Below are 25091 nucleotides of genomic sequence, written 5' to 3'. Positions count from 1 at the left end.
GGTTCAGTGCGCGGCAACTTTCGTCGCTGCTGGCGGCGCTTGCGCCGGCACCGTCGTCACGGTTTTCTGAACCGGCTTATCGAGCAACGGCTGCAACGCCGGAGCCATCGACTTCAGCAACTGCACCGCCAGCGCACTCGTGAAGTCGTAACGCGCGGCGTAGGGCTCGTGCACCCACGCGGTCAGCGTGCCGTAGAAGCGGTCGCCGAGCGCGAACACGAAGGTCGCGCTGCGATTCACCTTGCGCGACTCGATCAAGCGCGCGCCCTTCGCATACACGTTCAAGCGCTGATCGCCGGTGCCGGTCTTGCCATAGACTTCGAGCGTTTCGCCGTTCGGGAACGTCATACCTTGCGCGAGGCGCCTCGCGGTACCCCCCGTCACGACATCACGTAACAGCATCCGTACCTCGCTCGCGATCTCCGGCGACACCTGCTGCTGCGGCGCGATCACCGCGCGCCTGAAATGCGTTTCGTACGGCGTATCCTTCGCGAAGTCGATTTGCGTCAGCGTTTCGGTCGGCACCTTGTTGCCGCCGTTCGCGATCACGCCGATCAGTTGCGCGAGCGCCGCCGGACGATCGCCCGACGCGCCGATCGCCGCCGCATACGACGGCGTCAGCGACGCGAACGGATAGCCGAGCGCCTGCCACGATTTGCCGATCGCGTCGAACGCGCGCAGTTCGACCATGCGCTTGATGCGGCGATCCTGGGTCGCGTGATAGCGCGTCTTGAAGAGCCACGAGTAGGTGGTCAGTCGCACGTCCTGGCTTGCGGTTTCGATCTGCGCGAGCGTCGCATCGGGATGCTTGCGCAGATAATTCAGCGTCCACAGTTCGAGCGGATGCACGCTGGAGATATAGCCGCGGTCGTTCAGGTTGAAGCGGTTGATGCCGTACTTGTCGTACAGATTCGCGAGGTCTTCGTCGTCGAGCATCGAAGCCGACGGGGTGTTCTTCAGCGCCGCGTACATCATCTTGTTGAACCAGGCGTTCGATTGATCCGGCGCGACGCTGCGCAGAGCGGTTGCCACTTTCGGCGGCGATTTGCGCACGCCGAGAAGCAAGAGCGTGATCTGCTGATCGGGCGTCTTGCCGTGATACTTCGTGTAGAAACGCTTCATGTACACGCGGCTTTCCTGATCAGCGAAACGCGTCAGATACATCTTGCGGGTCGCTGTATCGCCGAGCCATTCCGACGACGGCCCGGTGGTCTGCACCATTTCATAGTGCACGATATCGCGCATCAGGCGCACGAACACGAGGTTCACCGAATGCTGGAACGCACGATGCACGGTCAGGATGCGGCTGTTGTCGTCGGACTCGAAGTTCGTGAAGGTCTGCGCGCCGCCGCCCGTAAAGAACGTTTCGCCGGGGCTCGCCGAGTATTTACGCTCGACGGCGGCGTCGAGCATCGGCTGCAGCGAGTGATCGCGCGTGTGCAGCAGATAGTCGATCGCCCAGCGCGTCAGCCGATCGTTCGGATCGGGCGTGACTGCTTTCAGTTCGGCATTGCTCAGCGAGGCGTAACGGGTGTGCAGATCGGTGACGATCTGCAGATACGTGATGACGGTGCGCAGTTTCGCGGTCGAACCCAGGTTCAGGCGCGCGCCCGAATTGATGTCGAACGGCTGGTTCACGCTATCGGTCTGCACGCGCACGAGGTTCGCGTCGCCGTGCCGTTCGAAAAGCGTGAAGCTGTAGGCGATATGCGTCGGATCGTCGGAGCCGCGCAGCATTTCGTAGCCGACGAGCCCCGCGGCCTTCGCGCCGTCTTTGGTCGCGGCGGCGGCGAGGCGCTCGGCGACGACCTGTTGCACGTCATTGTTCAGCGTGCCCGTCGCCTGCACGTCGAGGCGGTCCAGTTCATAGAAACTGCGCACGCCGAGCGCGGCGAGCAGATGCGAGCGCATCGACGTCACGGCCTTGCGCGACACGAACGAACCGAGGTCCGGCGTGCTGCGCGGTGCGCGATGCAGTTCGACGTGCGCCGCCAACGCCGCGTCGCGCAACTGCGCGCTGATCACGCCGCCATTCGCGAGCAGCCGCAGATAGCTGTCGGTCAGCCGTTCGAGCTCGGGATAGCCGCGCTGCAGGAAAAACGACGGCGCGCGCTGCGCGATCATCAGCGACAGCACTTCGCGAAACGCCAGGCCCTGGTCGGGCAGATTCGCGTCGGTCGACGGCGCCTTCAGCAGACGGTTGGTCTCGCGGAAATCGCGCCCATACCAGGCGGCGAGACCATCGCCGATCCCGTTGATTTCGCCGACGCCGGGCTGCGCGGCGAGCGGCACCGAGTTCAGATAGTGCACGACGATCTGTTCGCGCGCGGGCAGTGTTTGCGGTCCATTCAGATACGCGCGCACCGACGCAGACGCGATTTGCCGCAGCTTCTCCGGCGGCGTCGCGGTGCGGCCGCCCGCCGAGTGACGGAATTTCTCGATCTGCGTCGCGAGCGTGCTGCCGCCCGGCGTCTGCTGATGACGATTGAAAACGCGCGCGCCCTGGTCGACGAGCGCGCGGCTGAAGCGCCCCCAGTCGATCGCCGGATTGCGGTTCGGCTGACCCGGATCGAGCAGATAGCGGTCTTCGATGAACAGCAGCGAGTTCACGACGAGCGGCGGAATCGCGTCGAAGCTGTCGTACACGCGGCCCGGAAACTGAGCGCTGTATAGCGGCACGCCAGTGCCGTCGAACAATTGCAGGCCTGCCGTGTCTTTTTCGTCGTAAGGCAGGAACAGGCCGTCATCGGCCAGCGACAGCATGCGTTCTGAATCGCGCGCCTGCGAGCTGATTTCGAAGCCATGCTGCAACAGGCGCTGCTGAATGGCAGGCAACAGCGCGTAGCCGAGGCGCGCATCGTACGGGCCCTTGTCGGCTTGCGGAAAGCGGATGGAATGACTGGGACCGTCGGCGACCGAGAAACCGACGTCGCGGGTCAGCTCGGAAAGGTAGCGCGCCTGCAGCCGCGAGGTCTCGATCTCGATCTGCACGAGCCGCGCAATCAGCGCCATCGCGAGCAGGAAAAACGCGGCCAGGCCCCATTTGAGCCAACGCCAACTCCGCACGGTCACGGTGCTGGTCGCGCGAAGCGGAAACCGAAGCGGTGGCCGATTCATGGCTGCTCTCCCCGAGCGATGGCCAGGATGTCCAGCCTGGCTCAGTTCATATAAACCAGTGTAGCTCGGAACGAGAAACCGTCATCGGCTCAGATTGACGCGACAGTGTCGCGGCTACAACACCCGCTGGCGTCGAATGACAAAACGCGAACCGGCATGAGATATTGAAGGTCTTTTCACCCGAATACCAAACCGCCTTTTCGGGCGGTTTTGCCGTTTCTGGCGGCCCTTGCCGAAATAAAGTCGCTTTTTGGCTGGCATTCTTACCGGCAACCGGGCGAACGGCCGAGCAAGCCGGTGGCGGTGCGGCTAAGCTCGTGCTTTCGTCTGCGTCCGTTGTGTCTGCGCGCGCAACAGCGCGATGAACCGCTCCGCCGGCGGCGACAGCACGCCGCCCTTGCGCGTGACGATGCCGAAAGTCTGCGATGGCGATTTGAGCCTGACCGGCACGACGCGCAGCATCTTGTGCCGCACGAACGGCCCGGCAATCGCGCTCGGCAGCAGCGAAACGAGTTCGGCGCTGCTTTGCAGCAGCGCGACTGTCACGAAAGTGGAAGCCGTCGAAATCGGATTGTCGGGCATGTCGAGGCCGGCGAGATCCAACTCGCGTTCGAGCAGCGCATGCAGCGGCATATGTGACGGATACATGACCCAGCGATGCCCGCCGAGCTCGCTCAACGTCATCTCGCGACGCGGCAACGGCGCATGCTGATACCCGACCACCACCGCCAACGGCTCGTCGCCGAGCGGGCGATACTGATACTTCGACGGATCGGCCGCGACCGCCGCGCGGCCGACCACCAGATCGAGCCGGCCGTCGTCGAGCTGCGCGAGCATCCGCGCGCTGGTGTCTTCGACCACCTCGATCGACAGACCCGGTTGCGCCGCATGCAACTGGTTCAGCGCGGGTACCACGCAGTCGGGAATCGCGCCCATGATCGCGCCGAGCGCGAGCCGCCCGCCACGCCCCGAACGTATTTCCGCGACGTCCTGGCAGAGCGCGGTGAGGTCCGACGTCACGACTCGCGCATAGCGGATCACGCAATGGCCGAGCTGGTTCGGGATCATGCCGCTTTTCGAGCGCTCGAAAAGCGGAGCGTCGAGCATCGATTCGAGCTCCTGTAGCGCCTTGCTCGCCGCCGATTGCGTCATCGACATCACGCCGGCCGCTTTGTGCAGCGATTTGTGATCGTCGAGCGCGATCAGCAGATGCAGCTGCTTCATGCGCAGCTTCGACAGCAGGAGGTTGAGCGTGTCTTTCATTGGGCGGGTGAGTCGCAAAAGCGATCACGATATGGAAACAATTCAATATACCTGCGAGGCCAAGCGCCGTATAGTCGCCGCAGGAGACATTCATCCAGTTGCGCCGCTCGTTCGCGGGCTCGAGCGCAATCCTTCCATCCCAGCACGGACCACATCGCCATGAGCCAAGCGTCAAACTCCCCCGCCCTGCGCGGCGTCTTCCCCGTCGTACCGACGATCTTCGACGACGCCGGCCGCCTCGACCTCGAAGGCCAGAAGCGCTGCCTCGATTTCATGATCGACGCCGGATCGAACGGTTTGTGCATTCTCGCGAACTTCTCCGAGCAGTTCGCGCTGTCCGACGACGAGCGCGGCACACTGATGCATCTCTCGCTCGAACATGTCGCGGGCCGTGTGCCGGTGATCGTCACGACCACGCACTTCAGTTCGTACCAGTGCGCGGAGCGCAGCCGCGCCGCGCAGGCTGCGGGCGCCGCGATGGTGATGGTGATGCCGCCGTATCACGGTGCGACGATCCGCATCGGCGAACGCGGCATCTACGAGTTCTATCGCACGGTGTCCGATGCGATCCAGATTCCGATCATGATCCAGGATGCGCCGGTCAGCGGCACGCCGTTGTCCGCGCCGTTCCTCGCCCGCATGGCGCGCGAGATCGACAACGTGTCGTACTTCAAGATCGAAACGCCACAGGCCGCCAACAAGCTGCGCGAGCTGATCGAACTGGGCGGCGACGCGATCGTCGGTCCGTGGGACGGCGAGGAAGCGATCACGTTGATGGCCGATCTCGATGCGGGCGCGACCGGCTCGATGACGGGCGGCGGTTATGCCGATGGCATCCGCCTGATCATCGATGCCTATGCGGCCGGCGATACCGAGGGCGCCGCCGCGCACTATCAGCAGTGGCTGCCGCTGATCAACTACGAGAACCGCCAGGGCGGCCTCGCATCGTGCAAGGCGCTGATGAAGGAAGGCGGCGTGATCGCTTCGGACGCGGTGCGTCATCCGCTGCCGCAGATGCATCCGGCGACGCGCGAAGGGCTGTTGAAGATCGCGCGCCGGCTCGATCCGCTGGTGTTGCGCTGGGGTCGATAACACACGTTGAAATGCAGCGGGGCGCCCGCCGACGTGCGGGCTTCCGCGGGCTGGACGGCGACACGCGATTGCCGCTAACCTAGGGCGTGTCCACGAGCTCGCGCCCCATGCAAACTTTCTACGAAGCCACCGTCACTCGCTCCTGCGCCTATGCGCCGCTCAACGGTCGACGCAGCGCGCACGTCTGCATCATCGGCGGCGGACTCGCGGGACTCTCCACCGCGTTGGGACTCGCCGAGCGCGGCGTCGAAGACGTCGTCGTGCTCGAAGCGCAGCAGGTCGGCTTCGGCGCATCGGGACGCAACGGCGGCTTCGTGTTCGGCGGCTATAGCCTCGATTGCGCCGACCTGCTGAAGACGCTCGGCCCGGCACGCGCGCGCGAACTCTATGCGCTGACCACCGACGCGGTCGAGCTGATGCGCAAACGCATTGCGCGCTATCGAATCGATTGCGACGCAACCGATGCCGGGGTGATCCTCGCGAACTGGTTCGACGAACCAGCACGTCTCGAAGCGCAACGGCGTCTGATGCGCGATTCGTTCGGCGTCGACTGGGAACCCATCGCCGCCGACGAACTCGCCGCGCAACTGAAAACGAACCGCTATCACGGCGGACTGTTCGAGCGCAACGCGTTCCATTTTCATCCGCTCAAGTACGTCCTCGGCGTCGCCGCGGCGGCCGCGCAAGCGGGCGTGACGATCCACGAGCGCTCGCCGGTCGTCGGCTTGCGGCGCGACCGCGCGGGCTTCGTCGTAGAAACATCGCAAGGCGCGCTCGACGCGCGTCATGTCGTGATGGCGGGCGGCGGCTATGCGCGCAACGTGTACGCGCGCGTCGAGCGCGCGGTGCTGCCGATCGCCACCTACGTGATGGCGACCGAGCCGCTCGGCGAACGCTTGAACGACGCGATCGCGACGCGCGCCGCGGTCTACGACACCCGCTTCGCATTCGACTACTATCGGCCGCTGCCCGATACGCGCATCCTGTGGGGCGGCCGCATCTCGGTGCGTGATCGCGAGCCCGAGGCGATCGCGCGTCTTCTGCGGCAGGACTTGCTGAAGGTGTATCCGCAGCTGCGCGACGTGCGCATCGAGCATGCGTGGGGCGGACTAATGAGCTACGCGCGGCACAAGATGCCGCAGATCGGCCAGAGCACGGACGGCGTCTGGTACGCGGTCGGTTTCGGCGGACACGGCATGGCGCCGACCACGGTGTCGGGCGAATTGCTGGCCGCGGCGATCTGCGGTGAACGGCCGGTGCCCGATGCATTCGCGAGCTTCGGCCTCACGCGCACATACGGCGCGCTCGGTCTCGCGGCCGCGCAGCTCACGTACACCGCGATGCAAACACGCGACGCCCTCGCCGCGCGCCGCCGGCCCGCGCGACCGGTCGCGTAAGCGCCACCCAGGCCCCTCCGAAATACCTGCACCGATGCCCGAGACCCGCGCCAGAGGCCCATTTCGCCATGCTAGAATGCGCCGTCACTGCCGCTCGAAACCACAATGAAAAAGGGAAGCAAGGCCGCCGAGCCTGATACCAACGGCATCGTGTCCGGCGCACCGCACGCCGACGCGCGACGTACCGACACCAAGCGAGCCGACGCCCGGCGTGTTGAAGCCCGGCGTGCGGACGCCCCACGCAAATACGATCCCGAGCAGACGAAGCGCAACATCCTCGACGTCGCGACCCAGGAGTTCTCCGCGATGGGACTAACGGGCGCACGCGTCGACGCGATCGCGGAGCGCACGAACACCACCAAGCGCATGCTGTACTACTACTTCGGCAGCAAGGAAGGGTTGTACCAGGCGGTGCTGGAAAAGGTGTATGGAGACATTCGCGCGCTCGAACAGGATCTGCACATCAGCGAACTCGATCCGGTCGAGGGCATGCGCGCGCTGGTCGAATTCACGTTCGACTACCACGACCGGCAGCGCGACTTCGTGCGCCTCGTGACCATTGAAAACATTCACGGCGCGAAGTACGTCGAGCAGGTCAAGACGTTCAAAGGACGCAACGTCACTGTGATTCACACGATCGAGGATCTGCTCGCGCGCGGCATCGCGGCCGGCCAGTTCCGCAGCGACATCGATCCGATCGATCTGCATCTGATGATCAGTTCGCTGTGCTTTCATCGCGTGGGCAACCGGCATACGTTCGGCACCGCGTTCGGGCGCGATCCGTCGCATCCTCGATTGCGCGCGCGGCATCGGGCGATGATCGTCGATGCGATCTTGCGGTTCGTGAAGAAGGACGATTGACGCCGGTTGCGTAGCGACCGGCTGAAAATGAAAAACGGGATGTGGCTTTCACCACATCCCGTTTTTTTCGCTTCGACACCCGTCACCTGAAGCGACGTCTCAACAGGAAGCCTAATCCGCCAGCACGATCCGCTTGATATCGCCGACGATGAAGATATACGACAGCGCGCCGATCAACGCGATGACACCGATGAACACCAGCGCACCGACGAACGAACCGGTCGCCGCGACGATCAGGCCCACCACCAGCGGGGTCACGATACCCGCCAGATTCGCGGCGAAGTTGAAGATGCCGCCGGTCACGCCGAGCAGGCCTTCGGGCGCGATATCCGACACCAGCGTCCAGCCGAGCGCGGCCATACCCTGCGCGAAGAACGCCACCGACAGAATCGCGATCACGATCACGTTGCTCTCGACATAGTTGGCGAGAATGATCGTCGATGCGAGCAGCAAACCGGCGATGATCGGCAGCTTGCGCGCGACGTTCGGCGATTTGCCACGACGCAGCAGCCAGTCGGAAAACACACCGCCAAACATCACGCCGATCGACGCCGCGATGAACGGCATGATCGCGAAGAAGCCGATCTTCAGCCACGCCATGTGACGCTCGGTGGCGAGATACGTCGGGAACCACGTGAGGAAAAATACCAGCGTCGAATTGCCCGCGAACTGGCCGAGGCAGATGCCGGTCAGCTGACGATGCTTGAGCAGCTGGCCGATCGTGCGCCATTGAAAGCCGCTCGTCTTCGATGCCGCCGTATCGGCCGCACCCGCGACATCCTTGTGGCGTTGCGTGAGACCGCCGCCCGCCTCGATATAGTCGAGCTCTTCCTGATTCGCCGACGGATGATCGCGCGGCTCGCGATACATCAGCCACCACACCACGCCAAACGCGATACCGACGCCGCCGACCACGAGAAACAGCGAGCGCCACCCAAACGCGCCCATCAGCATGAACAGGAACGGGCTGAAAAACGCGAGGCCGATATATTCGCCGACCGTGTAGGTGCCGGTCGCCATCGCGCGTTCGCTTTGGGGAAACCACGTGGCGACCACGCGGCTATTGGTCGGGAAGCACGGTGCTTCCGAAACGCCAAGGCCGAGACGGAACGCGAACAAGCCGGCGATGCCACCCACGAGCCCCTGCGCGAGCGTGCACAGGGACCAGAACGTCATCGACAGGAAGTACGTGAGCTTGCTGCCGAAACGGTCGAGAAACAGGCCGCCCGGAATCTGCGAAGCCACGTAGCTCCATGAAAACACGGAGAACAGCAGGCCCATCAGGGCGGCGTTGATGCCAAGCTCCTTCGTCAACTGCGGCGCCGCGATGCCCAGAACGGTGCGGTCGAGATAGTTGATCATCGTGCCGACTGCGAGCAGTCCGAGGATCTGATAACGGGCTTTCGAACGGCGCGCGGGGCTGGCCGACTTGCTCTGCGCGGGCGAGCCCGCGGAACTGGATTGGAACGATTGCGTCATGTCGTACTGGTCTCCTCGATCAGCTTGGATGCCGGTCTCTACGCGGCCGGTTAGCGTTGCAACAGCGATTGAAAATGGGTGTAGACGCGCTCGGCGTCCGGCTCGAGCCCCGTAAAAATGCGCATCGCGTCGACCGCCTGGTAGACCGCCATGCCGCCGCCGCTCAGCGTGCGGCAGCCGAGCGCCTCGGCTGCCTGCAGCAGCGCCGTGCGAATCGGGAAATAGACGATGTCGGCAACCCACAGGTCGCGGTGCAGCAATTCGGCCGGCAGCGGCAGGCCGGGCATTTTAGCCATGCCGGTCGGCGTCGCGTGAATCAGCCCTTGGGCGGCGGCGAGCGATTCTTCGAGCGAGGTGCCCGCGCTGACCTTGGCTTTCGGGAAACGCGCCTGCAATTCGTCGGCGAGCGATTGCGCGCGGGCGGCATCGACGTCGAACAGCGTCAGCGACTGCGCGCCCATGTTCAGCGCCGCGTGCGCGACCGCCGCGCCGGCGCCGCCGGCGCCCAGTTGCACGACGCGTTTCAGCGACACGTCCGGCAGGCCGCGCTGAAACGCGCGCGCGAAACCGGACCAGTCGGTGTTGTGACCGATACGCTTGCCGTCCTTGAACAGCACGGTGTTGACCGCGCCGAGCGCGCGGGCGTCGTCGGACAATTCATCGAGCAGCGGAATCACCGCCTGCTTGCACGGATAGGTGATGTTCAGGCCGTTGTAACCCATCCGTTCGGCCGCGGTCAGCAGCTCCGGCAGCGCGGCGGTATCGAGCTTCTGCGCATCCAGATCGATGCGTCGGTACACGTAATGCAGACCGAGTTTGCTGCCCTCTTCCTCGTGCATTGCGGGCGTAAGCGAACCGCTGATGCCCGAGCCGATCAGTCCGACCAGAAAGGACTGGGGCGTGGCCCGCAAACTCGCCTGCGCATTGGCCAACGCGGTGATCTGCGCGTCGGACCGGGGATTTTCCTGAGTGTTCGCTTGAGTGTTCGCTTGAGTGTTCATTTGGCCGCCCTATTCTTAAGAATCGTCGCCATCCGTTCCAGCGCGAGCACATAGCCCTGCGTGCCGCAGCCGACGATGATCGCGTCCGCCACCGCCGACACATACGAGTGATGCCGGAACGCTTCGCGCCGATGCACGTTCGAAATATGCACCTCGACGACGGGCTTTTCGATCGCCGTCAGCGCGTCGGCGATCGCGACCGACGTGTGCGTGTACGCGGCCGGATTGATCACGATGCCGTCGACCTTGGTGCGCGCCGCGTGCAGCCAGTCGATCAGTTGATGCTCGGCGTTCGACTGGCAGAAGTCGATCGCGAGGTCGAGGCGTTCGCCCGCGTCGCGGCACAGCTTCGCGACGTCGTCGAGCGTTTCCGAGCCATAGATGGCCGGCTCGCGCGTGCCCAGCAGATTGAGGTTCGGTCCGTTCAGGACCAGTACGGAGGCAAAGCTCATGACAACGACTCCCACAAAATAAAGCGCGACTCGAACCGCGGCACTCGCGACGGTTCTTCGACGCATGGCGAAGTGTGCGCTCATCGGCCGTCAGCGTCATTCGGGGTTTCTACGAATTTGTACCATCTAGTTAGTTTGTATAGACTGTCGAAACTCCCAGCTAGCGTGGGGCATTCTGGTCCGCGTCTTGCTACAGTGTGTAACGAAGTAGCTCATTTTGCGCATTGCAGCAAGCCCGACAGGAAGCGTCCATAGGCGCGCCACAGTGGTTTGTCTCCTTGTTTCCCCTTCGTTTGTCCGTCTTTGCAGGAGCCGTTCATGCAACGTTCGATAGCCACCGTGTCGATTAGCGGCACCCTCGTCGAGAAGCTGAGCGCGATCCGCGCGGCGGGCTTCGAAGGTGTCGAAATCTTCGAGAACGACCTGCTGTATTTCGACGGCTCGCCGGCCGACGTGCGCCGCATCGCCGATGACCTCGGCCTGAAGATCATGCTGTTCCAGCCGTTTCGCGATTTCGACGGCGTCAGTCCCGAGCGGCTCGAGCGCAATCTCGACCGCGCGAAGCGCAAGTTCGACGTGATGCATGAGCTCGGCACGGACCGCATCCTCGTGTGCAGCAACGTGTCGCCCGAGACGATCTGCGACGACTCATTGATGATCGACCAGTTGGGCGCGCTGGCGCGCGCGGCCGAAGCGGCCGGCGTGATCGCCGGTTACGAGGCGCTCGCCTGGGGCAAGCACGTGAAGACCTACCGCCACGCGTGGAAACTCGTCGACGCCGTGAACCATCCGAGCCTCGGGCTCGTGCTAGACAGCTTTCATACGCTGTCGCTGAACGACACGCCCGACGCGATCGCCGACATTCCCGGCGAGCGCATCGCGTTCGTGCAGATCGCGGACGCGCCGAAGCTCGCGATGGACGTGCTCGAATGGAGTCGCCACTACCGCTGCTTCCCCGGCCAGGGCGACTTCGATCTCGCGAACTTCACCGCGCAGGTCGTCAAAGCTGGCTACAAGGGCCCGCTCTCGCTGGAAATCTTCAACGACGGCTTTCGCGCCGCCCCCACCACGATTACGGCCGCCGATGGCCATCGCTCGCTGTTGTTCCTCGAAGAGCAAACTCGCGCGCTGCTCGAAGAGCAGCAGCAACTGCAGAAAACGACCGGCGAGCTGTACCGCTCGGCCGCCGCACCCGCGCACGTCGGCTATCAGTTCCTCGAATTCGCGGTCGATCACACCACCCGCGCGCATCTCGCCGACTGGCTCGGCAAGCTGCGCTTTCGCCAGGCCGGCCAGCATCGTTCGAAGGACGTGACGCTGTATCAGCACGGCGCGGCATCGATCGTGCTGAACGCGGAGCCCGATTCGTTCGCGAATGCGTTTTTTCAGCAGCATGGCTTGTCGCTGTGCGCATCGGCGTTTCGCGTCGACGACGCGAGCCAGGCGTTCGAGCGCGCCGCCGGCTTTGGCTACTCGCCGTTCTCCGGCCAGATCGGGCCGAACGAACGCGTGCTGCCGGCCGTGCAGGCACCGGACGGCAGCCTCAACTATTTCGTCGACGAAACGCCGGATCAGCCCACGCTGTTCGAGGCCGATTTCGTGCTGACTGACATCAACGGGCCGACCGAGGTGGGACCGCTCGAGCGCATCGATCACGTGTGCCTGTCGGTGCCGGCGAGTGCGCTCGACACGTGGGTGCTGTTTTTGCGCACCGCGTTCGGCTTCCAGGCCGAGCCGGGGGTGCTCGTGCCCGATCCGTACGGCCTCGTGCGCAGCCGCGCGCTGCGCAGCGCCGACGGCTCGGTGCGGATCGCGCTGAATGCATCGGTGGATCGCCACACGGCGGTGGCCGAGGCGCTGCACACTTATCACGGCTCGGGACTGAACCACGTCGCTTTCAGTACCGGCGACATCTTCAGCGCGATCCCCGAGTTCGTCGCCGATGGCGTGCCGGTCCTGCGCATTCCGCGCAATTACTACGACGACCTCGCGGCCCGCTACGCGCTGTCCGACACGCTGCTCGAAGCGATGCGCGCGAACAATATCCTGTACGACCGCGACGAACGCGGCGGCGAGTTTTTCCACGCTTATACGGAGCAACTCGACCAGCGCTTCTTCCTCGAAATCGTCGAGCGGCGCGGTGGTTATGACGGCTACGGCGCGGCCAATGCGGCGGTGCGGCTCGCGGCTCAGGCACAGCGCCGCAAGTAACGGGCAGGCAGACACGCGAGGCACGGCGGCGGCATCGTCATTCGAAAGTCGCCGCGACGATACTGGATTTGGTGTTTCAGGCACGCGATTTGCGCGCTCAATCGGTCAGTTGGCCGTCTCGATATAATGGCGGCTGTTTTGGGTCCAGCCCGCGCGACGCGGTGGACCCGCGGCCGAATCGCCGAATCAACGCCAGGAGAGATATGAAGAAGTTCGCTGCAGTCCTGTCCCTTTCGCTGCTTCTCAACGCTTGCGCGTATTTCCAGAAGGACCCCGATTCCGGCGAACCCGTCACGGACACGACGACGCAGCGCTCCGTCGACGACGTGGTCGCCTGTCTGACGCAGTTGGCCAATCACCACAACGCCGCGTTCAGGTCGACCGGCATCCCGCAAGGCCAGATGCTCGATTTCGGCGACTCGAACATCATCAAGGTTCGCAGCGACAATGGCGCGACAACTTACCGTTTCTATGCGGGCAAGCGTCATGTAAGCAACCTGTGGATCGAATCGGCAGCCAAGACCTGCGCGCCATAAGGCTTGGTGGCGCATAAAGGCGAAGTTGCGGGGGCCGGAATCTGACCCATTGCAACGTTCATGTCACGGTGTTACAGGACAATGGAGTCTTAAGAATCGTTTAAGACTTCGTCCGCAACATCCCCGGACATGTCCCCGCACGAGGTGCGCTCTATGAACCAGCCCGAACCGAATACCAACGAAACGCCGGCCAAGCGGCCCACTATCCTGCGCCGTCTGTTGAGCCATCACGAACTCGCGACGCTGCTGCTGCTGTTGCACGCACCGATCGATGCATCCGCAAAACCCGAAATTCCGCAGCTTTACGAAGCAGGTCTCGTCGAGACCGTTTCGAACGACGCGGGCACGCAGCATATTCGCCTGACGTCCGAGGGTAATGCGGTGTTGCGGGGGCTCGGAGTGAAGTAAAGCACGACCATCGTAACTGTTTGAGGCCGCGGCAACGACCGACGTTACCGCGGCCTTTTTCATTCAGGCCTCTCAAGCCTGCCACACCCCATACCCCGCCTCGCGCAACCCGATCGCCAGTTCCACTTCCATATCCTGCGCGCCGCGGTAAGGCATCGGGTTGAACACTTCGTATAGTTCGGGCATCAGACGCAAGCCATAGTCGCGCACATATCGATTCGCCTGAACGCCTGCCTTGTGCCGATCGAAGCGCAGGTCCGGGTCGAGCCCGGTCATGCCGACGTACACGCACGGCTTTTCGAAACGGTAATCGGGATTCGCGCGACGAAAGCGCGCCTCGCTCCACACCTTGTCGTCGAGCGCGACGACGTACACGTAATAGTGATGTCCGCGACCGGCCATGACACGCCCGACGCCGCTCAGCCGCGCAGCGTGCCGTGCAGCAACATCCGGTATTCGGTCGGTGTGACGCCGACGGTCGCCTTGAATTGCCGCGTGAACGCACTGTGATCGGTGTAGCCGCAACGCGCGGCGACGTCGGTGACCTTGTCATGCGAAACCAGCAGCGCGGTCGCCGCATCGAGTCGCGTTTTCAGGAGCACCTGGCGCGGCGTCAGATGAAACACCTTGTGAAAGTAGCGCTCCAGCTGCGCGACCGACATGTCCGCCATCGCCGCAAGCTGCTTCAGGTTCAGCGGCTGCACATAATTCTCCTGGATCGATCGCACGACGGCCGCAAGCCGGCTGTAGGCCGGGTGGCTGCTTTCGTCGGCTTTCAGATCGCGGGATATGCCCGCAAGGCCGACCACCTTGCCGCTCGCATCGCGCAACGGCTGTTTGCAGGTCAGGCACCAGCCCGGTTGACGGCCCGGATACAGATGCAATTCGAGCTGATCGAGCATCTGGTTGCCGACGCCGATGATCGCCTTGTCCTGCGCGGTATAGATGCGCCCGAAGCGGCGCGGAAACACGTCTTCCGCGGTCTTGCCGAGCAGCGCCGCCTTTTCCTTGAAGCCGCAACGCGAAGCGAGCGTACGGTTGACGAGCGCGTAGCGCGCGTCCGCGTCCTTCACGAAGAACACGACATCCGGCATTGCATCGAATACCGGCTCGAGCAACCTGAAATGCGACAGCATGCCGGACAGCGTCGTATCGTCCGGTTCGAGCGGATGAGCCAGCGTGTTCATCGTGCGGTTCCGTTGGTGCGTGCCTGGTTGATTGCGTTGGGTTGCGTTCGCGGATTACTGCGCCGGTGCGACCGCGCAGCCTGATTGTGCAGTCGATAGCGATCGATTATAGAGCCGCGCGCCGCCTGCCAATATCTGTCGAGGGTAAGCGCGAAGCCGTCACAGCGCCGCTGTCGGCGGCTCGGCGGCGCTCATCAGCGTGCCAATTTGCGCCGGGCTGAATGGCGGACGCGGCGCGGCGGCCGGCCAGCCGAAGTACAGGCTCGCGGCCGCGCCGCAGATGCGCCCCTGGCAAGGGCCCATGCCGCAGCGCGTCTGCAGCTTCGCGTCACGCCAGTCGGCGCAGCGGCGCACCTCGCCGACGCTCACGTCCTCGCAACGGCACAGCAGCGTCGCATCGGCAGGCGGCGTGCGAGCAGCCTCGCCCAATGCGAACGACGCCGCGACGCGCGCGCCAAAGCCCCGCCAGCGCGCGCGCTGCGTAACGAGCGCCGCCAGTGCGGCGCGTTGGGTAGCCACCGCGCCGCTCGCCACGAGACCGGCGATCTCGCCTTCCGCGCAAGCGAGTTCCGCGCCGCCCACGCCCGTGCACTCGCCCGCCGCATAAACGCGTTCGAGCGAGGTGCGCTGCCCAGCGTCGACGGCGATTTCGCCCGCGTCGTTGATCGCGCAGCCGAGCGCCTGGGCAAGCGTGACGTTCGGCAGCAGTCCGTAGCCGCACGCGACGCGCTCGCAATCGAGCGTCACGTCGCGCTCGCCGCGCCGGATCGTCACCTGCTCAACGCGCTCGGCGCCGCGGGCTTCGCGCACGATGCTGCCGCTCCAGTAGCGCAGTCCCGCGAAGCCGCGCGTGAGACTGAACGCCTGACGCAGCTTCGCAGGCTCGCGCAGCAGCGACACGCCGAACCGCGCGACCTTCGCCGCCGATGCCTGCTCGACCACCGCGATCACATGCGCGCCGGCCTCTCGCGCGGTGGCGAGCGCCGCCATCAGCAGCGGGCCGCTGCCGGCGATTACGATGCGTTCGCCGCGCACCGGCATGCCGCCTTTGATCAGCGCCTGCAATGCGCCCGCGCCGGTCACGCCGGGCAAGGTCCAGCCGGGAAACGGCAGAAGACGCTCGCGCGCGCCGGTCGCAAGAATCAGCCTGTCGTAGGTGATCGACACGCCGCCTTGTTCGGCGGATTCGAGCAGCAAAGCTTGAGCGCCGAGCGGCGCGATCACGCGCGTCGCTGGCCAGTAAGTGAAGTTTCGCTGCGATAGCAACGCCGCGAGCAACGCATGCAGCGGCGCTTGCGGCGGATAGCCGGGCCCCTGGCGCCAGATCTGGCCGCCGGCGCGCGGGTTGTCATCGATCTGCGCGACCGTCGCGCCTGCCTGCGCCGCCGCTCGCGCGGCATTGAGCCCGGCCGGACCACCGCCGATCACCACGATGTCGAAGTGCCGCGTCATGCGTGTACTGTCCCGTTTCGTGTCTGCACCCGCTGGCCGTCGCGGCACAGCGTCTGGCACGCGAGCGCATGCGCGCGACCGTCGATCGTCACGCGGCACTCCTGGCACACACCCATCCCGCATAGCGCGGCGCGCGGCTCGCCTTTGACCGACAGACGCGAGCCGCGGATGCCCGCAATAGCGAGCGCAGCGGCCACGATCGTGCCGGGTTTCACTTCGATGCTGCAACCGTCGACCGTCAATCGGATGCTAGCCGCGTCAGGGTCAGCCATGGGCCACCTGTTCAGCAAAACGGACCGGCAGATAAGGTTCGAACGGAATCGGCGCGGCGTGGCCCGCGATCTGCGCGGCGAGCAGTTTCGCGGTCGCGAGCGAGGTCGTTACGCCAAGCCCTTCGTGACCGACCGCAAGCCACACGCGGGACGTGGAATCAGAGCCAACTTCGGGCGCAAACTCGCCGGCCGGTCCGATCAGCGGCAGGCCGTCCGGCGACGCCGCACGAAAGCCCGTCCACGCGCGGATGCCGCTGAGCGTCGGCAACGCCGGCAGATACAGCGCTGCGCGTTGCAGCATCTGCGCGAGCACGGGCATCTCGACGGCGGGATCGGTCGTTTCGAATTGGCGCGACGAGCCGATCAGCAATTGCCCGGTCGGACGCGGCTGCGCGTTGAACGCGACCGACGTGCCGGTCGCGTGATGTGCGCTCTTGACGTAGCCGAGCTCCAGCAGTTGATGACGGATCAGCCCCGGGTAGCGGTCGGTGATGAGCAGATGGCCTTTCTTCGGCTGCATCGGCAGCGACGGCAGCAATTGCGCCGCGCCGAGGCCGTTCGCGACGACCACGTGCGCCGCGCTGATGCACTCGCCGCTCGCCAGCGTCACACCGCCCGCATCGATCGACATGACCTGCGCACCGAGCCGCACGCTGATATTCGCCGCGTGCGGCGATTGGGTGAGCAGCCATTCGGCAGTGGTCGGCGCATACACGATGCTGTCGTGCTCGATGCGCAAGCCGCCGGCCATCGATGGTGCGAGCGCCGGTTCGCAGGCGCGCAACCCGGCCGAGTCCACCAGTTGCGCGGCGACGCCTTGGCTTCCAAACGCCGCATGCATTGCGCGCGCGGCTTGCCACTCTTCGTCGTCGGCTGCGACCCACAGTGTGCCGCAGCGCGCGAACGCGTCACGCGCGCGCAGCTGCGGCGCGAGTTCGAGCCACAGCTCGCGCGAATAGCGGCTCAGTGCGAATTCGGCGGGCGAGTCGTTCATCACGACGATGTGGCCCATGCCGGCCGCCGTCGCGCCGCCGCCGATGCGCTGCGCGTCGAGCACGTCGACGCGCATGCCGAGCGCGGCCAGTTCCGCCGCGCACGCGGCACCGACGATACCCGCTCCGATGATCAGCGCGTCCGGGCTCATGCGATCCGGATACCCCACGCGAACGGATCGCGCTCATCGAAACACAGACGCCCCTCGGCCATGACGTGCGCGTGACCGGTGATGGTCGGAATCACATGGACGCCGTCGCCCGCGGCGCGATAGCTTGCCTCGAACACGCTGCCGATGACGCTCTCCTGGCGCCACACCGCGCCTTCAGCGAGCTTGCCGTCGGCCGCGAGACACGCGACCTTCGCGCTGGTGCCGGTGCCACACGGCGAGCGGTCGTACGCATTGCCCGGACACAGCACGAAGCTGCGGCTGTCGAGGCCCTCGCGCGAGCCCGGTCCGAACAGCTCGATATGGTCGATCAGCGCGCCGTTCGCGCCGGTGAGATTCTGTGCGATCAGCGCGTCGCGAATCGCCGAGCTGAATGCCGTCAGGCTCGCGATGTTCGCGGCTTCGAGCTCGTGTCCATGCTCGGCGACGAGGAAAAACCAGTTGCCGCCCCAGCCGATGTCGCCGGTCAGCACGCCATAGCCAGGCACGTCGACCTGCACGGCCTTGCGGTGGCGATACGCGGGCACGTTGCGCACCGCGACGCCGCCGTCTTCGTTCAGCGCCGCCTCGACCACGCCGACCGGCGTTTCGATGCGGTGCCGTCCCGGCCCGATCCGCCCCATGTGCGCGAGCGACACGACGAGCCCGATCGTGCCGTGCCCGCACATGCCGAGATAGCCGACGTTGTTGAAGAAGATCACGCCGGCCGCGCAGCCCGGATCGTCGGGCTCGCAAAGCAGCGCGCCGACCACCACGTCCGAGCCGCGCGGTTCGGTGACGATGCCGGCACGCCAGTCGTCGAAGCGGGTGCGAAAAACGTCGAGCCGTTGCGCGAGCGTGCCGCCGCCCAGATCCGGGCCACCGGACACCACGAGGCGGGTAGGCTCACCGCCGGTGTGCGAGTCGATGATGTTGAGGGTTTTCATGTCGCCCATGGTAGGAATCGCGGGCGGGTGGGTCTTGGTGCGCGTGCGCGCGGATTGAGACGATTTCGGCATACCGGGACGATGCGTGATCCGCCGCGCGCGCGGCGCGGGGAACGTCCCGCTATTCGGTATCGGCGCCGACAAACATCACTCCGGGCACGGCACCGAACGCCGCTGGCCAGCCCAACGGCCGATAACGCGGATTTCAGCATATACCCGGCCGACTGCAAATCTTCACCCCCCGAGCACAGGGTCGCCGACCCGCAGCAACCGGTAGCCGCTCCTGTATACAGGTTGCAGCCGGAAGCCATTACGCGGCTCGATCGCGAGCAACAGACGCAGCCGCGACACGTGACTGTCGATGGTCCGCGTGTATTCGCGCAGTTCACGGCCCCACACCGTCGCGAAGATATGGTCGCGCGACATCACGCGATCGATGTTGGAAAAGAGCAGCACCGCGATCCGGTACTGCGTGGGTGACAACGGCACCGGCTTGCCGCGCAGCGCGACGGCCCGGCGGACCGTGTCGAAACGATAAGGGCCGATCTCGAAGCAGGTCGCGGCGCTGAAGCTCACCGGGTAAGCGCGCCGCAGCAGCGCCGCGACTCGCGCGCGAAACTCGGCGTCCCGCAACGGCAACGCGAGGTATTCGTCGGCGCCGCCAGCGAGCGCGCGCACCATGCTTTCCTCCGACCTATCGTTCGACACGAACATGATCGGCACGTGCTCGCCTGCCACGACGCGCATCGAGCGCAACAGGTCCGCGCCGGCGGGCCGCGTATCCTGCCAGTCGAGCACCAGCAGATCCATCGTGGAGTGCACGAGCGATTTCGACATCGCGCGGCCGTCGTCATACGCCGCGCAGAAATGGCCGGCTCTCACCAGCATTGATTCAATGGACCGACGCATGACCGGGTCACGCTGAAGGACAGCAACGCGCATGGAATGAACTCTCGATAAGGACTCGCGAGCCATTCTCCGGGACGCACCCCGATCCCTCCCTTCGGAGCATTCCTAATTTCCGCGCTTTCTTCGCTCAATTGGGCGCTTCCGCGGCACTCCCCTTTCATCCTGTAAAATCCGCGCCGGCCTCAGTCGTCAGCGCGCCCGCCCTATCCGGACGGCGCGCCCGTGTTCCGTGCTCTACCCAGCGCTTGCCACACTTCTCGCCAGACGACCGCCGTATGTCCACGCGTGACCCGCGTGGCTCCCAATTCAACGAAAGACATGGCAATGCAAGCAACAAATCTGGGTGGAGCACAGGCTGTCACCCCACGCCCGCTTGGGCACAGCGATTACAAGACACTCGGTCTCGCCGCGCTCGGTGGAGCGCTCGAGTTCTACGACTTCATCATCTTCGTCTTCTTCGCGCCCGCGATCGGCCAGCTGTTCTTCCCGGCGGCGATGCCGGACTGGCTGCGTCAGGTGCAGACTTTCGGCATTTTCGCGGCCGGTTATCTGGCGCGGCCGCTCGGCGGCATCATCATGGCGCACTTCGGCGACCTGTTCGGCCGCAAGCGCATGTTCACGCTGAGCGTGCTGCTGATGTCGGTGCCGACGCTGCTGATGGGCCTGATGCCCACCTACGCGAGCATCGGCGTGCTCGCGCCGGTGCTGCTGCTGCTGTTCCGCGTGATGCAGGGCGCGGCGGTCGGCGGCGAAGTGCCGGGCGCATGGGTGTTCGTGTCCGAGCATGTGCCCGGGCGGCACGTCGGCTATGCGTGCGGCACGCTGACGGCCGGCCTCACGGCCGGCATTCTGCTCGGCTCGCTGATCGCGTCGGCGGTCAATCGCCATTTCACGCCCGCCGATATTTCCGATTTTGCGTGGCGTATTCCGTTCCTCATCGGCGGCGTGTTCGGCATGTTCTCGGTCTATCTGCGCCGCTGGCTGCACGAGACGCCGGTGTTCGCCGAGCTGAAGCAGCGCAAGGCGATCGCCGCGGAAGTGCCGCTGAAGGCCGTACTGCGCGATCACGGCCGCGCGGTGATCGTGTCGATGCTGCTCACGTGGATGCTGTCGGCGGCGATCGTCGTCGTGATCCTGATGACGCCGACGCTGCTGCAAAAGCAATTCCACATCGAGCCGGCCACCGCGCTGCTCGCGAACTGTGTCGCGACGCTGTGCCTGACGATCGGCTGCGTGATGGCGGGCTCGATCGCCGGACGGATTGGCGCGGGTCGCACGATTTTCGTCGGTGGCGTTGCGCTTGCAATCACGTACTACGTGATGTTTCGCCAGTTGGCCGTCGACACGTCCATGCTCGTGCCGCTGTATGCACTGGCCGGGCTGTTCGTCGGCGTGATCGGCGCGATTCCGCTCGTGATGGTCCGCGGATTCCCGCCGGTGGTGCGCTTCTCCGGCATTTCGTTCTCGTACAACGTCGCATACGCGGTGTTCGGCGGTCTGACGCCGATCGCCGTGTCGCTGATGATGAAGTCGAACCCGCTGGCCGCGCCGCTGTATGTCGCGGCGATCTGCGTGCTGGGCGCGCTGACCACGCTGTTCATCAAGGACGCGCCGCAGGGGCGTTAAGCCGACGCCGGAGCTCGCTTCGTCGAACCGCATCCAGCACGTCGACGAGGCGCTACGCGACGGCGCGGCCTTCGACGCGCCGTCGCTCGCACGGGCGACATCCATACTTCACGCCACGCCGAAACGTGGCACGCTGCATCGGGCATACGATGCAGTCATGAACTCATCCAAATCCTCCTTTTCGCCCGCCCTCGGCCGCGTTCTCGCGACCGTCAGCGTCGGCTTCGTGGTCACGCAACTCGACGTGACCATCGTCAATATCGCGCTGCCACGAATCGGCGCGGATCTGCACGCGAACGTCGCGGGACTGCAATGGGTCGTCGATGCGTACACGCTCGCGTTCGCCGTACTGATGCTCTCGGCCGGCGCGCTCGGCGACCGCTTCGGCGCGCGGCGCATGTATGCGTGCGGAATCGTGCTGTTCGCGCTGGCGTCGCTGGCCTGCGGGCTCGCGCTCGACGCCCCGATGCTGGTCGCCGCACGCGCGGTGCAAGGCATCGGCGCGGCCGCGATGCTGCCGAATTCGCTCGCGCTGCTCAATCAGTCGTTCGGCCACGAACCGAAGCTGCGGGCGCGCGCGGTCGGCCTGTGGACCGCGTCCGGCGCGATTTCGATCGCGGCCGGGCCGGTGGCCGGCGGTCTGCTGATCGCCGCGTTCGGCTGGCGCAGCATCTTTCTCGTCAATCTGCCGATCTGCGCGGCGGGCCTGCTGGCGACGCTGCTGTGGATTCCACATCTGCAAACCGCGCAGCGCGGCGCGCCCGCCGCCGCTCGCGGCAACACCGGCGCGATACCGCGCGGCATCGATCTCGGCGGCCAGTGTCTCGCGATCGTCGCGCTGACCGCGTTCGTCGCCGCGGTGATCGAATGGCGGCCGCTCGGGCTTGCGCATCCGCTGGTCGCCGGCGGCTTCGTGCTGGCGCTGCTGGCGGCGGTCGCGTTCGTGTTCGTCGAAGCGCGTGTCGCGAGCCCGATGCTGCCGCTGTCGCTGTTCGGCACGCGCACGTTCAGCGCCGCGGTGCTGTTCGGCATCTGCGTGAACCTGACGTACTACGGCATGGTGTTCGTGCTGAGCCTCTACCTGCAGCGTGTGCGCGGCTACACGCCGCTGCAGGCGGGCCTCGCGTTCCTGCCGCTGACGGGCGGCTTCCTGATCTCGAACGTCGCGAGCGGCTGGGTGATCGGCCGCTTCGGGGTGCGCGTGCCGATGATCCTCGGTGCGATCACGGCCGGTCTCGGCTACGGCCTGCTGCATCTGGTCGATGCCGACACGCCGCTGATTGGCCTGCTGCTGCCGTTTTTGCTGATTCCGTCGGGCATGGGACTCGCAGTGCCCGCGATGACCACGGCGGTGCTCGCATCGACCGAAGCGCGGCGCGCGGGCACGGCGTCGGCGGTATTGAACACGGCGCGCCAAGCCGGCGGCGCAGTGGGCGTGGCGGCGTTCGGTGCGCTCGCGGGCGGCGCCGCCGCGACCCAGATCGTGCCGGGGATGCAGGCGGCGACGGCTATTTCGGTGGGATTGCTGGTGCTGGGTCTGGTGCTTGCGTGTTTCGTGCATCCTGAGCCGCACGCGACGGCATCGTCTGGGCGCGGGGCGAGAGCCGCGAGTAAGTAAACGGTGCGTGTCACGCAGGCGCCTATAGCGACGCCTCCTGAATCGTGCCCGTATCGATCGCGCGCTCGATCAGGCCTTCGTTGCGCGCCTTCGCAATCGCATCGGCGACCAGTTTTTCCGGGTCCTCGATCTCCGCCTTCAGCGTACCGATGAATCCGGACGCATCCAGAACCACCAGCGTCTTAGCAGAATCGGCGAGGCTGATGATCACGCGATGCGGCGTCGCCCCTTCGCCGAGACTCGCGCACAGTTGCGTGACCTTGCCGCCGATCATTTGCTCGAAGTTCTGAATCATCATCTGCTCCCTTGAATGGCGCGGATTGGAACCCTGCTGGTAGCAGGATCCGGGCCGCGCCCTACAGGCCGCCGAGTCCGCTGCGCGGCGCGCGCGCGTTGTCGACGCTCAGACGCCCCGCGCCGGTGACGAACAGCAGCAGGAAACCGCCCGCGATTCCGATGTTCTTCCAGAAATGAATCACCATGTCGTGCTGCAGCGCGGGGTCGGTGATATTCCAGAAGTCGTGGCCGAGCACCGCGGTCGCGACCGTATACACCGCCATGATCAGCGCAAGCGGTCGCACCTTGAAGCCGATCACGAGCAGCAGGCCGCCGAGCACCTCGACCGCGGTTGCGATCGGCGCGGCGATCTGCACGAACGGCACGCCCTTCGAATGCAGGTAGCCGACGAAGCCCGCATAGCCCAGCAGCTTCATCACCCCGCTCCACAGGAACAGCACGGAAAGCGCAAGACGGGCGATGAAAATAATGCCGAAATCGACGGGACGCGACATGGGGGGACTCCTGTAATGAATAAGCAGCAGACCCGAATAGACGGGCTCAGTTCCCCGCCTCGCCCCTGAGCATATGTGCAATGGCGACGATTTCCAAGCCCGCTCAGGCTGGTGGATAGGTGGCGACCTCGATCAGGTTGCCGTCCGGATCGCGGCAATACACCGAGGTCATCTTGCCGCGCGCGCCGTCGCGCTCCACCGGCCCCGCCTCGATCGCTAGGCCTTGCGCGAGCCAGTGCGCCTTGACTTCGTCCGGGCTCGCGGTGGTCACGAAGCACAGGTCCGCCGTGCCCGGCACCGCCTCGCGCGACGTGAACCAGACGACGGTATCGGCCGACGCGGGACGCAGATTGATCTTCTGGTTGCCGTAGCTCATCGCCACGCGCATGCCGCTGCGCGACATGAACTCGGTGCGTCGCATGCCGAGCATCCGCGCGTACCACGCCGCGCTCACTTCGACGTCAGCGACGTTCAGAACGAGATGATCGAGACTGTCTAGCTGGAAGCTCATGGTTGTGCGTGCGGCGCGTCCGGCGCGAGCAACACGCCCTTCGTGAACACGAAGCAACCATAGCCGCGCTCTTCGCCTGTCGCGATCACGCAGTATGCGCGGCGCGCACGCTCGTAAAACGCGAAGCGCTCGATCGACACGAAGGGCACCTCGCGCCCCTCTCCCGCATTGACTTCGGCTTGCGCTTCGCGCTGCACCGCGGGAATCGCGTGCGGCTCGCCCACGACTTCCATGCGCGAGGCGGGATGCTCGACGAAGGTGTCGAGCGGCAGCACCGACAGCACCGCGCGGATCGCGCGCGGCGAACTGACGCCGTCGAGGCGCAGCGGCCTGCCGAGCACGGTCTCGCGCGCGACCGCGTCGGCCGGGAAGTTGGCGTCGCAGATCACGAGCTCGTCGCCGTGGCCCATCGAGCGCAGCGCGTGCAGGATATCGGCGTTCAGCAGCGGGTCCAGATTTTTCAGCACGGGGTCTCCTGGTCGTTCGGTTGGGAACATGCCGCGGCGGTGAGGTCGTGCGTGTCACGCAATCATCCGCACGACGATCGATTGTAGCAAGCGCGTCGCGGGTCTTGCGGCGCTGCGCTCGCACCGCATTGCCAGCGCAGCCATCCGACCACGGCGAGCAGCACGAGCCCCGCGCCGCCGAGCACCGGCTCGCGCCAACCGAACAGTGCGATGAACATGAACGCCCGCGCGCCGCCGAGCAGCGCAAAACCGGCGATCGCGCTCGATACCGCATCGAACGCGGCCGCGACGCGCAGCAACGCGAGATGGACTTGTGCGGGCCTGGCGGCGGCGGGGTCGTGCATGATCGTCTC

Annotated in this window: 25 protein-coding genes; 8 read left to right on the top strand and 17 right to left on the bottom strand. The window is 65.4% G+C overall.

Annotation, left to right across the window (positions count from 1 at the left end; translation table 11 throughout):
- Positions 1-3 precede the first annotated feature (3 nt).
- On the bottom strand, positions 4-3117 hold the full coding sequence (locus tag QFZ91_RS41400) for a transglycosylase domain-containing protein (protein WP_429570841.1): 3114 nt from the start codon (positions 3115-3117) through the stop codon (positions 4-6).
- A 309-nt stretch (positions 3118-3426) separates the two neighbouring features.
- Positions 3427-4380, bottom strand: coding sequence for a LysR family transcriptional regulator (locus QFZ91_RS41395; RefSeq protein WP_176379359.1), 954 nt, complete (start codon positions 4378-4380; stop codon positions 3427-3429).
- Between the two features lie 159 nt (positions 4381-4539).
- Here QFZ91_RS41395 and QFZ91_RS41390 point away from each other — a divergent pair, with 159 nt between their 5' ends.
- From QFZ91_RS41390 to QFZ91_RS41380, 3 genes are all read left to right on the top strand, one after another.
- Positions 4540-5472, top strand: a complete 933-nt coding sequence (locus QFZ91_RS41390) for a dihydrodipicolinate synthase family protein (protein WP_429570840.1) — start codon at positions 4540-4542, stop codon at positions 5470-5472.
- Between the two features lie 107 nt (positions 5473-5579).
- The gene (locus tag QFZ91_RS41385) at positions 5580-6869 is read left to right on the top strand and encodes an NAD(P)/FAD-dependent oxidoreductase (protein ID WP_429570839.1); all 1290 of its coding nucleotides are present in this window, start codon (positions 5580-5582) and stop codon (positions 6867-6869) included.
- Between the two features lie 105 nt (positions 6870-6974).
- Positions 6975-7730 (top strand): TetR/AcrR family transcriptional regulator, encoded by a 756-nt coding sequence (locus QFZ91_RS41380; protein WP_176379355.1) that lies wholly within the window; start codon positions 6975-6977, stop codon positions 7728-7730.
- 111 nt (positions 7731-7841) lie between these two features.
- Here QFZ91_RS41380 and QFZ91_RS41375 read toward each other — a convergent pair whose 3' ends face one another.
- The 3 genes from QFZ91_RS41375 to aroQ are packed head-to-tail and all read right to left on the bottom strand — an operon-like array spanning position 7842 to position 10662.
- A complete protein-coding gene (locus tag QFZ91_RS41375; RefSeq protein WP_429570838.1) occupies positions 7842-9209 on the bottom strand; it encodes an MFS transporter in 1368 nt (455 codons plus the stop codon).
- 50 nt (positions 9210-9259) lie between these two features.
- Positions 9260-10210 carry a shikimate dehydrogenase gene (locus QFZ91_RS41370; protein ID WP_429570837.1) on the bottom strand — a complete coding sequence of 317 codons (951 nt, stop codon included), beginning with the start codon at positions 10208-10210 and terminating at the stop codon, positions 9260-9262.
- The gene (aroQ, locus tag QFZ91_RS41365; protein WP_176106530.1) at positions 10207-10662 is read right to left on the bottom strand and encodes a type II 3-dehydroquinate dehydratase; all 456 of its coding nucleotides are present in this window, start codon (positions 10660-10662) and stop codon (positions 10207-10209) included. Before aroQ ends, QFZ91_RS41370 begins: the two co-directional genes overlap by 4 nt.
- Positions 10663-10980: 318 nt before the next feature.
- Here aroQ and QFZ91_RS41360 point away from each other — a divergent pair, with 318 nt between their 5' ends.
- The 3 genes from QFZ91_RS41360 (at position 10981) to QFZ91_RS41350 (ending at position 13817) form a co-directional block, all read left to right on the top strand.
- The gene (locus QFZ91_RS41360; protein WP_429570836.1) at positions 10981-12873 is read left to right on the top strand and encodes a bifunctional sugar phosphate isomerase/epimerase/4-hydroxyphenylpyruvate dioxygenase family protein; all 1893 of its coding nucleotides are present in this window, start codon (positions 10981-10983) and stop codon (positions 12871-12873) included.
- 203 nt (positions 12874-13076) lie between these two features.
- Entirely contained in the window at positions 13077-13409 is a 333-nt protein-coding gene (locus QFZ91_RS41355; protein ID WP_176379349.1) for a hypothetical protein, read from the top strand.
- 153 nt (positions 13410-13562) lie between these two features.
- The gene (locus QFZ91_RS41350; protein WP_176106533.1) at positions 13563-13817 is read left to right on the top strand and encodes a hypothetical protein; all 255 of its coding nucleotides are present in this window, start codon (positions 13563-13565) and stop codon (positions 13815-13817) included.
- Between the two features lie 72 nt (positions 13818-13889).
- Here QFZ91_RS41350 and QFZ91_RS41345 read toward each other — a convergent pair whose 3' ends face one another.
- The 7 genes from QFZ91_RS41345 to QFZ91_RS41315 form a co-directional block, all read right to left on the bottom strand.
- The gene (locus QFZ91_RS41345) at positions 13890-14219 is read right to left on the bottom strand and encodes a hypothetical protein (protein WP_429570835.1); all 330 of its coding nucleotides are present in this window, start codon (positions 14217-14219) and stop codon (positions 13890-13892) included.
- A gap of 17 nt (positions 14220-14236) precedes the next feature.
- On the bottom strand, positions 14237-15004 hold the full coding sequence (locus QFZ91_RS41340; RefSeq protein ID WP_176120213.1) for an AraC family transcriptional regulator: 768 nt from the start codon (positions 15002-15004) through the stop codon (positions 14237-14239).
- A gap of 159 nt (positions 15005-15163) precedes the next feature.
- Positions 15164-16456, bottom strand: a complete 1293-nt coding sequence (locus QFZ91_RS41335; RefSeq protein ID WP_368714873.1) for an NAD(P)/FAD-dependent oxidoreductase — start codon at positions 16454-16456, stop codon at positions 15164-15166.
- The gene (locus QFZ91_RS41330) at positions 16453-16728 is read right to left on the bottom strand and encodes a (2Fe-2S)-binding protein (protein WP_429570834.1); all 276 of its coding nucleotides are present in this window, start codon (positions 16726-16728) and stop codon (positions 16453-16455) included. Before QFZ91_RS41330 ends, QFZ91_RS41335 begins: the two co-directional genes overlap by 4 nt.
- Positions 16721-17872 carry an NAD(P)/FAD-dependent oxidoreductase gene (locus QFZ91_RS41325; protein WP_429570833.1) on the bottom strand — a complete coding sequence of 384 codons (1152 nt, stop codon included), beginning with the start codon at positions 17870-17872 and terminating at the stop codon, positions 16721-16723. The genes QFZ91_RS41330 and QFZ91_RS41325 overlap by 8 nt, the downstream gene beginning before the upstream one ends.
- Entirely contained in the window at positions 17869-18825 is a 957-nt protein-coding gene (locus QFZ91_RS41320) for a 4-hydroxyproline epimerase (RefSeq protein ID WP_429570832.1), read from the bottom strand. Before QFZ91_RS41320 ends, QFZ91_RS41325 begins: the two co-directional genes overlap by 4 nt.
- Positions 18826-19050: 225 nt before the next feature.
- The gene (locus QFZ91_RS41315; protein WP_429570831.1) at positions 19051-19758 is read right to left on the bottom strand and encodes a response regulator transcription factor; all 708 of its coding nucleotides are present in this window, start codon (positions 19756-19758) and stop codon (positions 19051-19053) included.
- A gap of 291 nt (positions 19759-20049) precedes the next feature.
- Here QFZ91_RS41315 and QFZ91_RS41310 point away from each other — a divergent pair, with 291 nt between their 5' ends.
- Together QFZ91_RS41310 and QFZ91_RS41305 are read left to right on the top strand one after the other, a co-directional pair.
- Positions 20050-21351: an MFS transporter gene (locus QFZ91_RS41310; RefSeq protein ID WP_429570830.1), complete on the top strand. Its 1302-nt coding sequence runs from the start codon at positions 20050-20052 to the stop codon at positions 21349-21351.
- Between the two features lie 157 nt (positions 21352-21508).
- Positions 21509-22969: an MFS transporter gene (locus QFZ91_RS41305; RefSeq protein ID WP_429570829.1), complete on the top strand. Its 1461-nt coding sequence runs from the start codon at positions 21509-21511 to the stop codon at positions 22967-22969.
- A gap of 22 nt (positions 22970-22991) precedes the next feature.
- On the opposite strand, the gene QFZ91_RS41300 is transcribed toward QFZ91_RS41305, so the two are convergent.
- The 5 genes from QFZ91_RS41300 to QFZ91_RS41280 form a co-directional block, all read right to left on the bottom strand.
- Positions 22992-23264 carry a hypothetical protein gene (locus tag QFZ91_RS41300; RefSeq protein WP_013092174.1) on the bottom strand — a complete coding sequence of 91 codons (273 nt, stop codon included), beginning with the start codon at positions 23262-23264 and terminating at the stop codon, positions 22992-22994.
- A gap of 61 nt (positions 23265-23325) precedes the next feature.
- On the bottom strand, positions 23326-23760 hold the full coding sequence (locus tag QFZ91_RS41295) for a DoxX family protein (RefSeq protein ID WP_176379340.1): 435 nt from the start codon (positions 23758-23760) through the stop codon (positions 23326-23328).
- Positions 23761-23863: 103 nt separating this feature from the next.
- On the bottom strand, positions 23864-24271 hold the full coding sequence (locus QFZ91_RS41290) for a VOC family protein (RefSeq protein WP_429570828.1): 408 nt from the start codon (positions 24269-24271) through the stop codon (positions 23864-23866).
- Entirely contained in the window at positions 24268-24738 is a 471-nt protein-coding gene (locus QFZ91_RS41285; RefSeq protein WP_429570827.1) for an RbsD/FucU family protein, read from the bottom strand. Before QFZ91_RS41285 ends, QFZ91_RS41290 begins: the two co-directional genes overlap by 4 nt.
- A 62-nt stretch (positions 24739-24800) precedes the next feature.
- A complete protein-coding gene (locus QFZ91_RS41280) occupies positions 24801-25082 on the bottom strand; it encodes a hypothetical protein (RefSeq protein ID WP_429559938.1) in 282 nt (93 codons plus the stop codon).
- Between the last annotated feature and the right edge of the window lie 9 nt (positions 25083-25091).

The sequence above is a fragment of the Paraburkholderia sp. JPY419 genome (assembly GCF_050435705.1).
GTDB classification, from domain to species: Bacteria; Pseudomonadota; Gammaproteobacteria; order Burkholderiales; family Burkholderiaceae; genus Paraburkholderia; species Paraburkholderia youngii.
The sequence above is the reverse complement of the archived record's forward strand: the minus strand, read 5'-3'. Positions and strand labels throughout refer to the sequence as shown.

What these genes read in the sequence shown, in the direction of transcription:
- QFZ91_RS41300 (WP_013092174.1), bottom strand. Translation starts at nt 23,264, where the DNA reads ATGATTCAGAACTTCGAGCAAATGATCGGCGGCAAGGTCACGCAACTG.
- QFZ91_RS41305 (WP_429570829.1), top strand. Translation starts at nt 21,509, where the DNA reads ATGAACTCATCCAAATCCTCCTTTTCGCCCGCCCTCGGCCGCGTTCTC.
- QFZ91_RS41290 (WP_429570828.1), bottom strand. Translation starts at nt 24,271, where the DNA reads ATGAGCTTCCAGCTAGACAGTCTCGATCATCTCGTTCTGAACGTCGCT.
- QFZ91_RS41315 (WP_429570831.1), bottom strand. Translation starts at nt 19,758, where the DNA reads ATGCGCGTTGCTGTCCTTCAGCGTGACCCGGTCATGCGTCGGTCCATT.
- QFZ91_RS41345 (WP_429570835.1), bottom strand. Translation starts at nt 14,219, where the DNA reads ATGGCCGGTCGCGGACATCACTATTACGTGTACGTCGTCGCGCTCGAC.
- QFZ91_RS41400 (WP_429570841.1), bottom strand. Translation starts at nt 3,117, where the DNA reads ATGAATCGGCCACCGCTTCGGTTTCCGCTTCGCGCGACCAGCACCGTG.
- aroQ (WP_176106530.1), bottom strand. Translation starts at nt 10,662, where the DNA reads ATGAGCTTTGCCTCCGTACTGGTCCTGAACGGACCGAACCTCAATCTG.
- QFZ91_RS41280 (WP_429559938.1), bottom strand. Translation starts at nt 25,082, where the DNA reads ATGCACGACCCCGCCGCCGCCAGGCCCGCACAAGTCCATCTCGCGTTG.
- QFZ91_RS41340 (WP_176120213.1), bottom strand. Translation starts at nt 15,004, where the DNA reads ATGAACACGCTGGCTCATCCGCTCGAACCGGACGATACGACGCTGTCC.
- QFZ91_RS41325 (WP_429570833.1), bottom strand. Translation starts at nt 17,872, where the DNA reads ATGAGCCCGGACGCGCTGATCATCGGAGCGGGTATCGTCGGTGCCGCG.
- QFZ91_RS41330 (WP_429570834.1), bottom strand. Translation starts at nt 16,728, where the DNA reads ATGGCTGACCCTGACGCGGCTAGCATCCGATTGACGGTCGACGGTTGC.
- QFZ91_RS41360 (WP_429570836.1), top strand. Translation starts at nt 10,981, where the DNA reads ATGCAACGTTCGATAGCCACCGTGTCGATTAGCGGCACCCTCGTCGAG.
- QFZ91_RS41380 (WP_176379355.1), top strand. Translation starts at nt 6,975, where the DNA reads ATGAAAAAGGGAAGCAAGGCCGCCGAGCCTGATACCAACGGCATCGTG.
- QFZ91_RS41295 (WP_176379340.1), bottom strand. Translation starts at nt 23,760, where the DNA reads ATGTCGCGTCCCGTCGATTTCGGCATTATTTTCATCGCCCGTCTTGCG.
- QFZ91_RS41320 (WP_429570832.1), bottom strand. Translation starts at nt 18,825, where the DNA reads ATGGGCGACATGAAAACCCTCAACATCATCGACTCGCACACCGGCGGT.
- QFZ91_RS41310 (WP_429570830.1), top strand. Translation starts at nt 20,050, where the DNA reads ATGCAAGCAACAAATCTGGGTGGAGCACAGGCTGTCACCCCACGCCCG.
- QFZ91_RS41395 (WP_176379359.1), bottom strand. Translation starts at nt 4,380, where the DNA reads ATGAAAGACACGCTCAACCTCCTGCTGTCGAAGCTGCGCATGAAGCAG.
- QFZ91_RS41350 (WP_176106533.1), top strand. Translation starts at nt 13,563, where the DNA reads ATGAACCAGCCCGAACCGAATACCAACGAAACGCCGGCCAAGCGGCCC.
- QFZ91_RS41370 (WP_429570837.1), bottom strand. Translation starts at nt 10,210, where the DNA reads ATGAACACTCAAGCGAACACTCAAGCGAACACTCAGGAAAATCCCCGG.
- QFZ91_RS41335 (WP_368714873.1), bottom strand. Translation starts at nt 16,456, where the DNA reads ATGACGCGGCACTTCGACATCGTGGTGATCGGCGGTGGTCCGGCCGGG.
- QFZ91_RS41390 (WP_429570840.1), top strand. Translation starts at nt 4,540, where the DNA reads ATGAGCCAAGCGTCAAACTCCCCCGCCCTGCGCGGCGTCTTCCCCGTC.
- QFZ91_RS41385 (WP_429570839.1), top strand. Translation starts at nt 5,580, where the DNA reads ATGCAAACTTTCTACGAAGCCACCGTCACTCGCTCCTGCGCCTATGCG.
- QFZ91_RS41375 (WP_429570838.1), bottom strand. Translation starts at nt 9,209, where the DNA reads ATGACGCAATCGTTCCAATCCAGTTCCGCGGGCTCGCCCGCGCAGAGC.
- QFZ91_RS41355 (WP_176379349.1), top strand. Translation starts at nt 13,077, where the DNA reads ATGAAGAAGTTCGCTGCAGTCCTGTCCCTTTCGCTGCTTCTCAACGCT.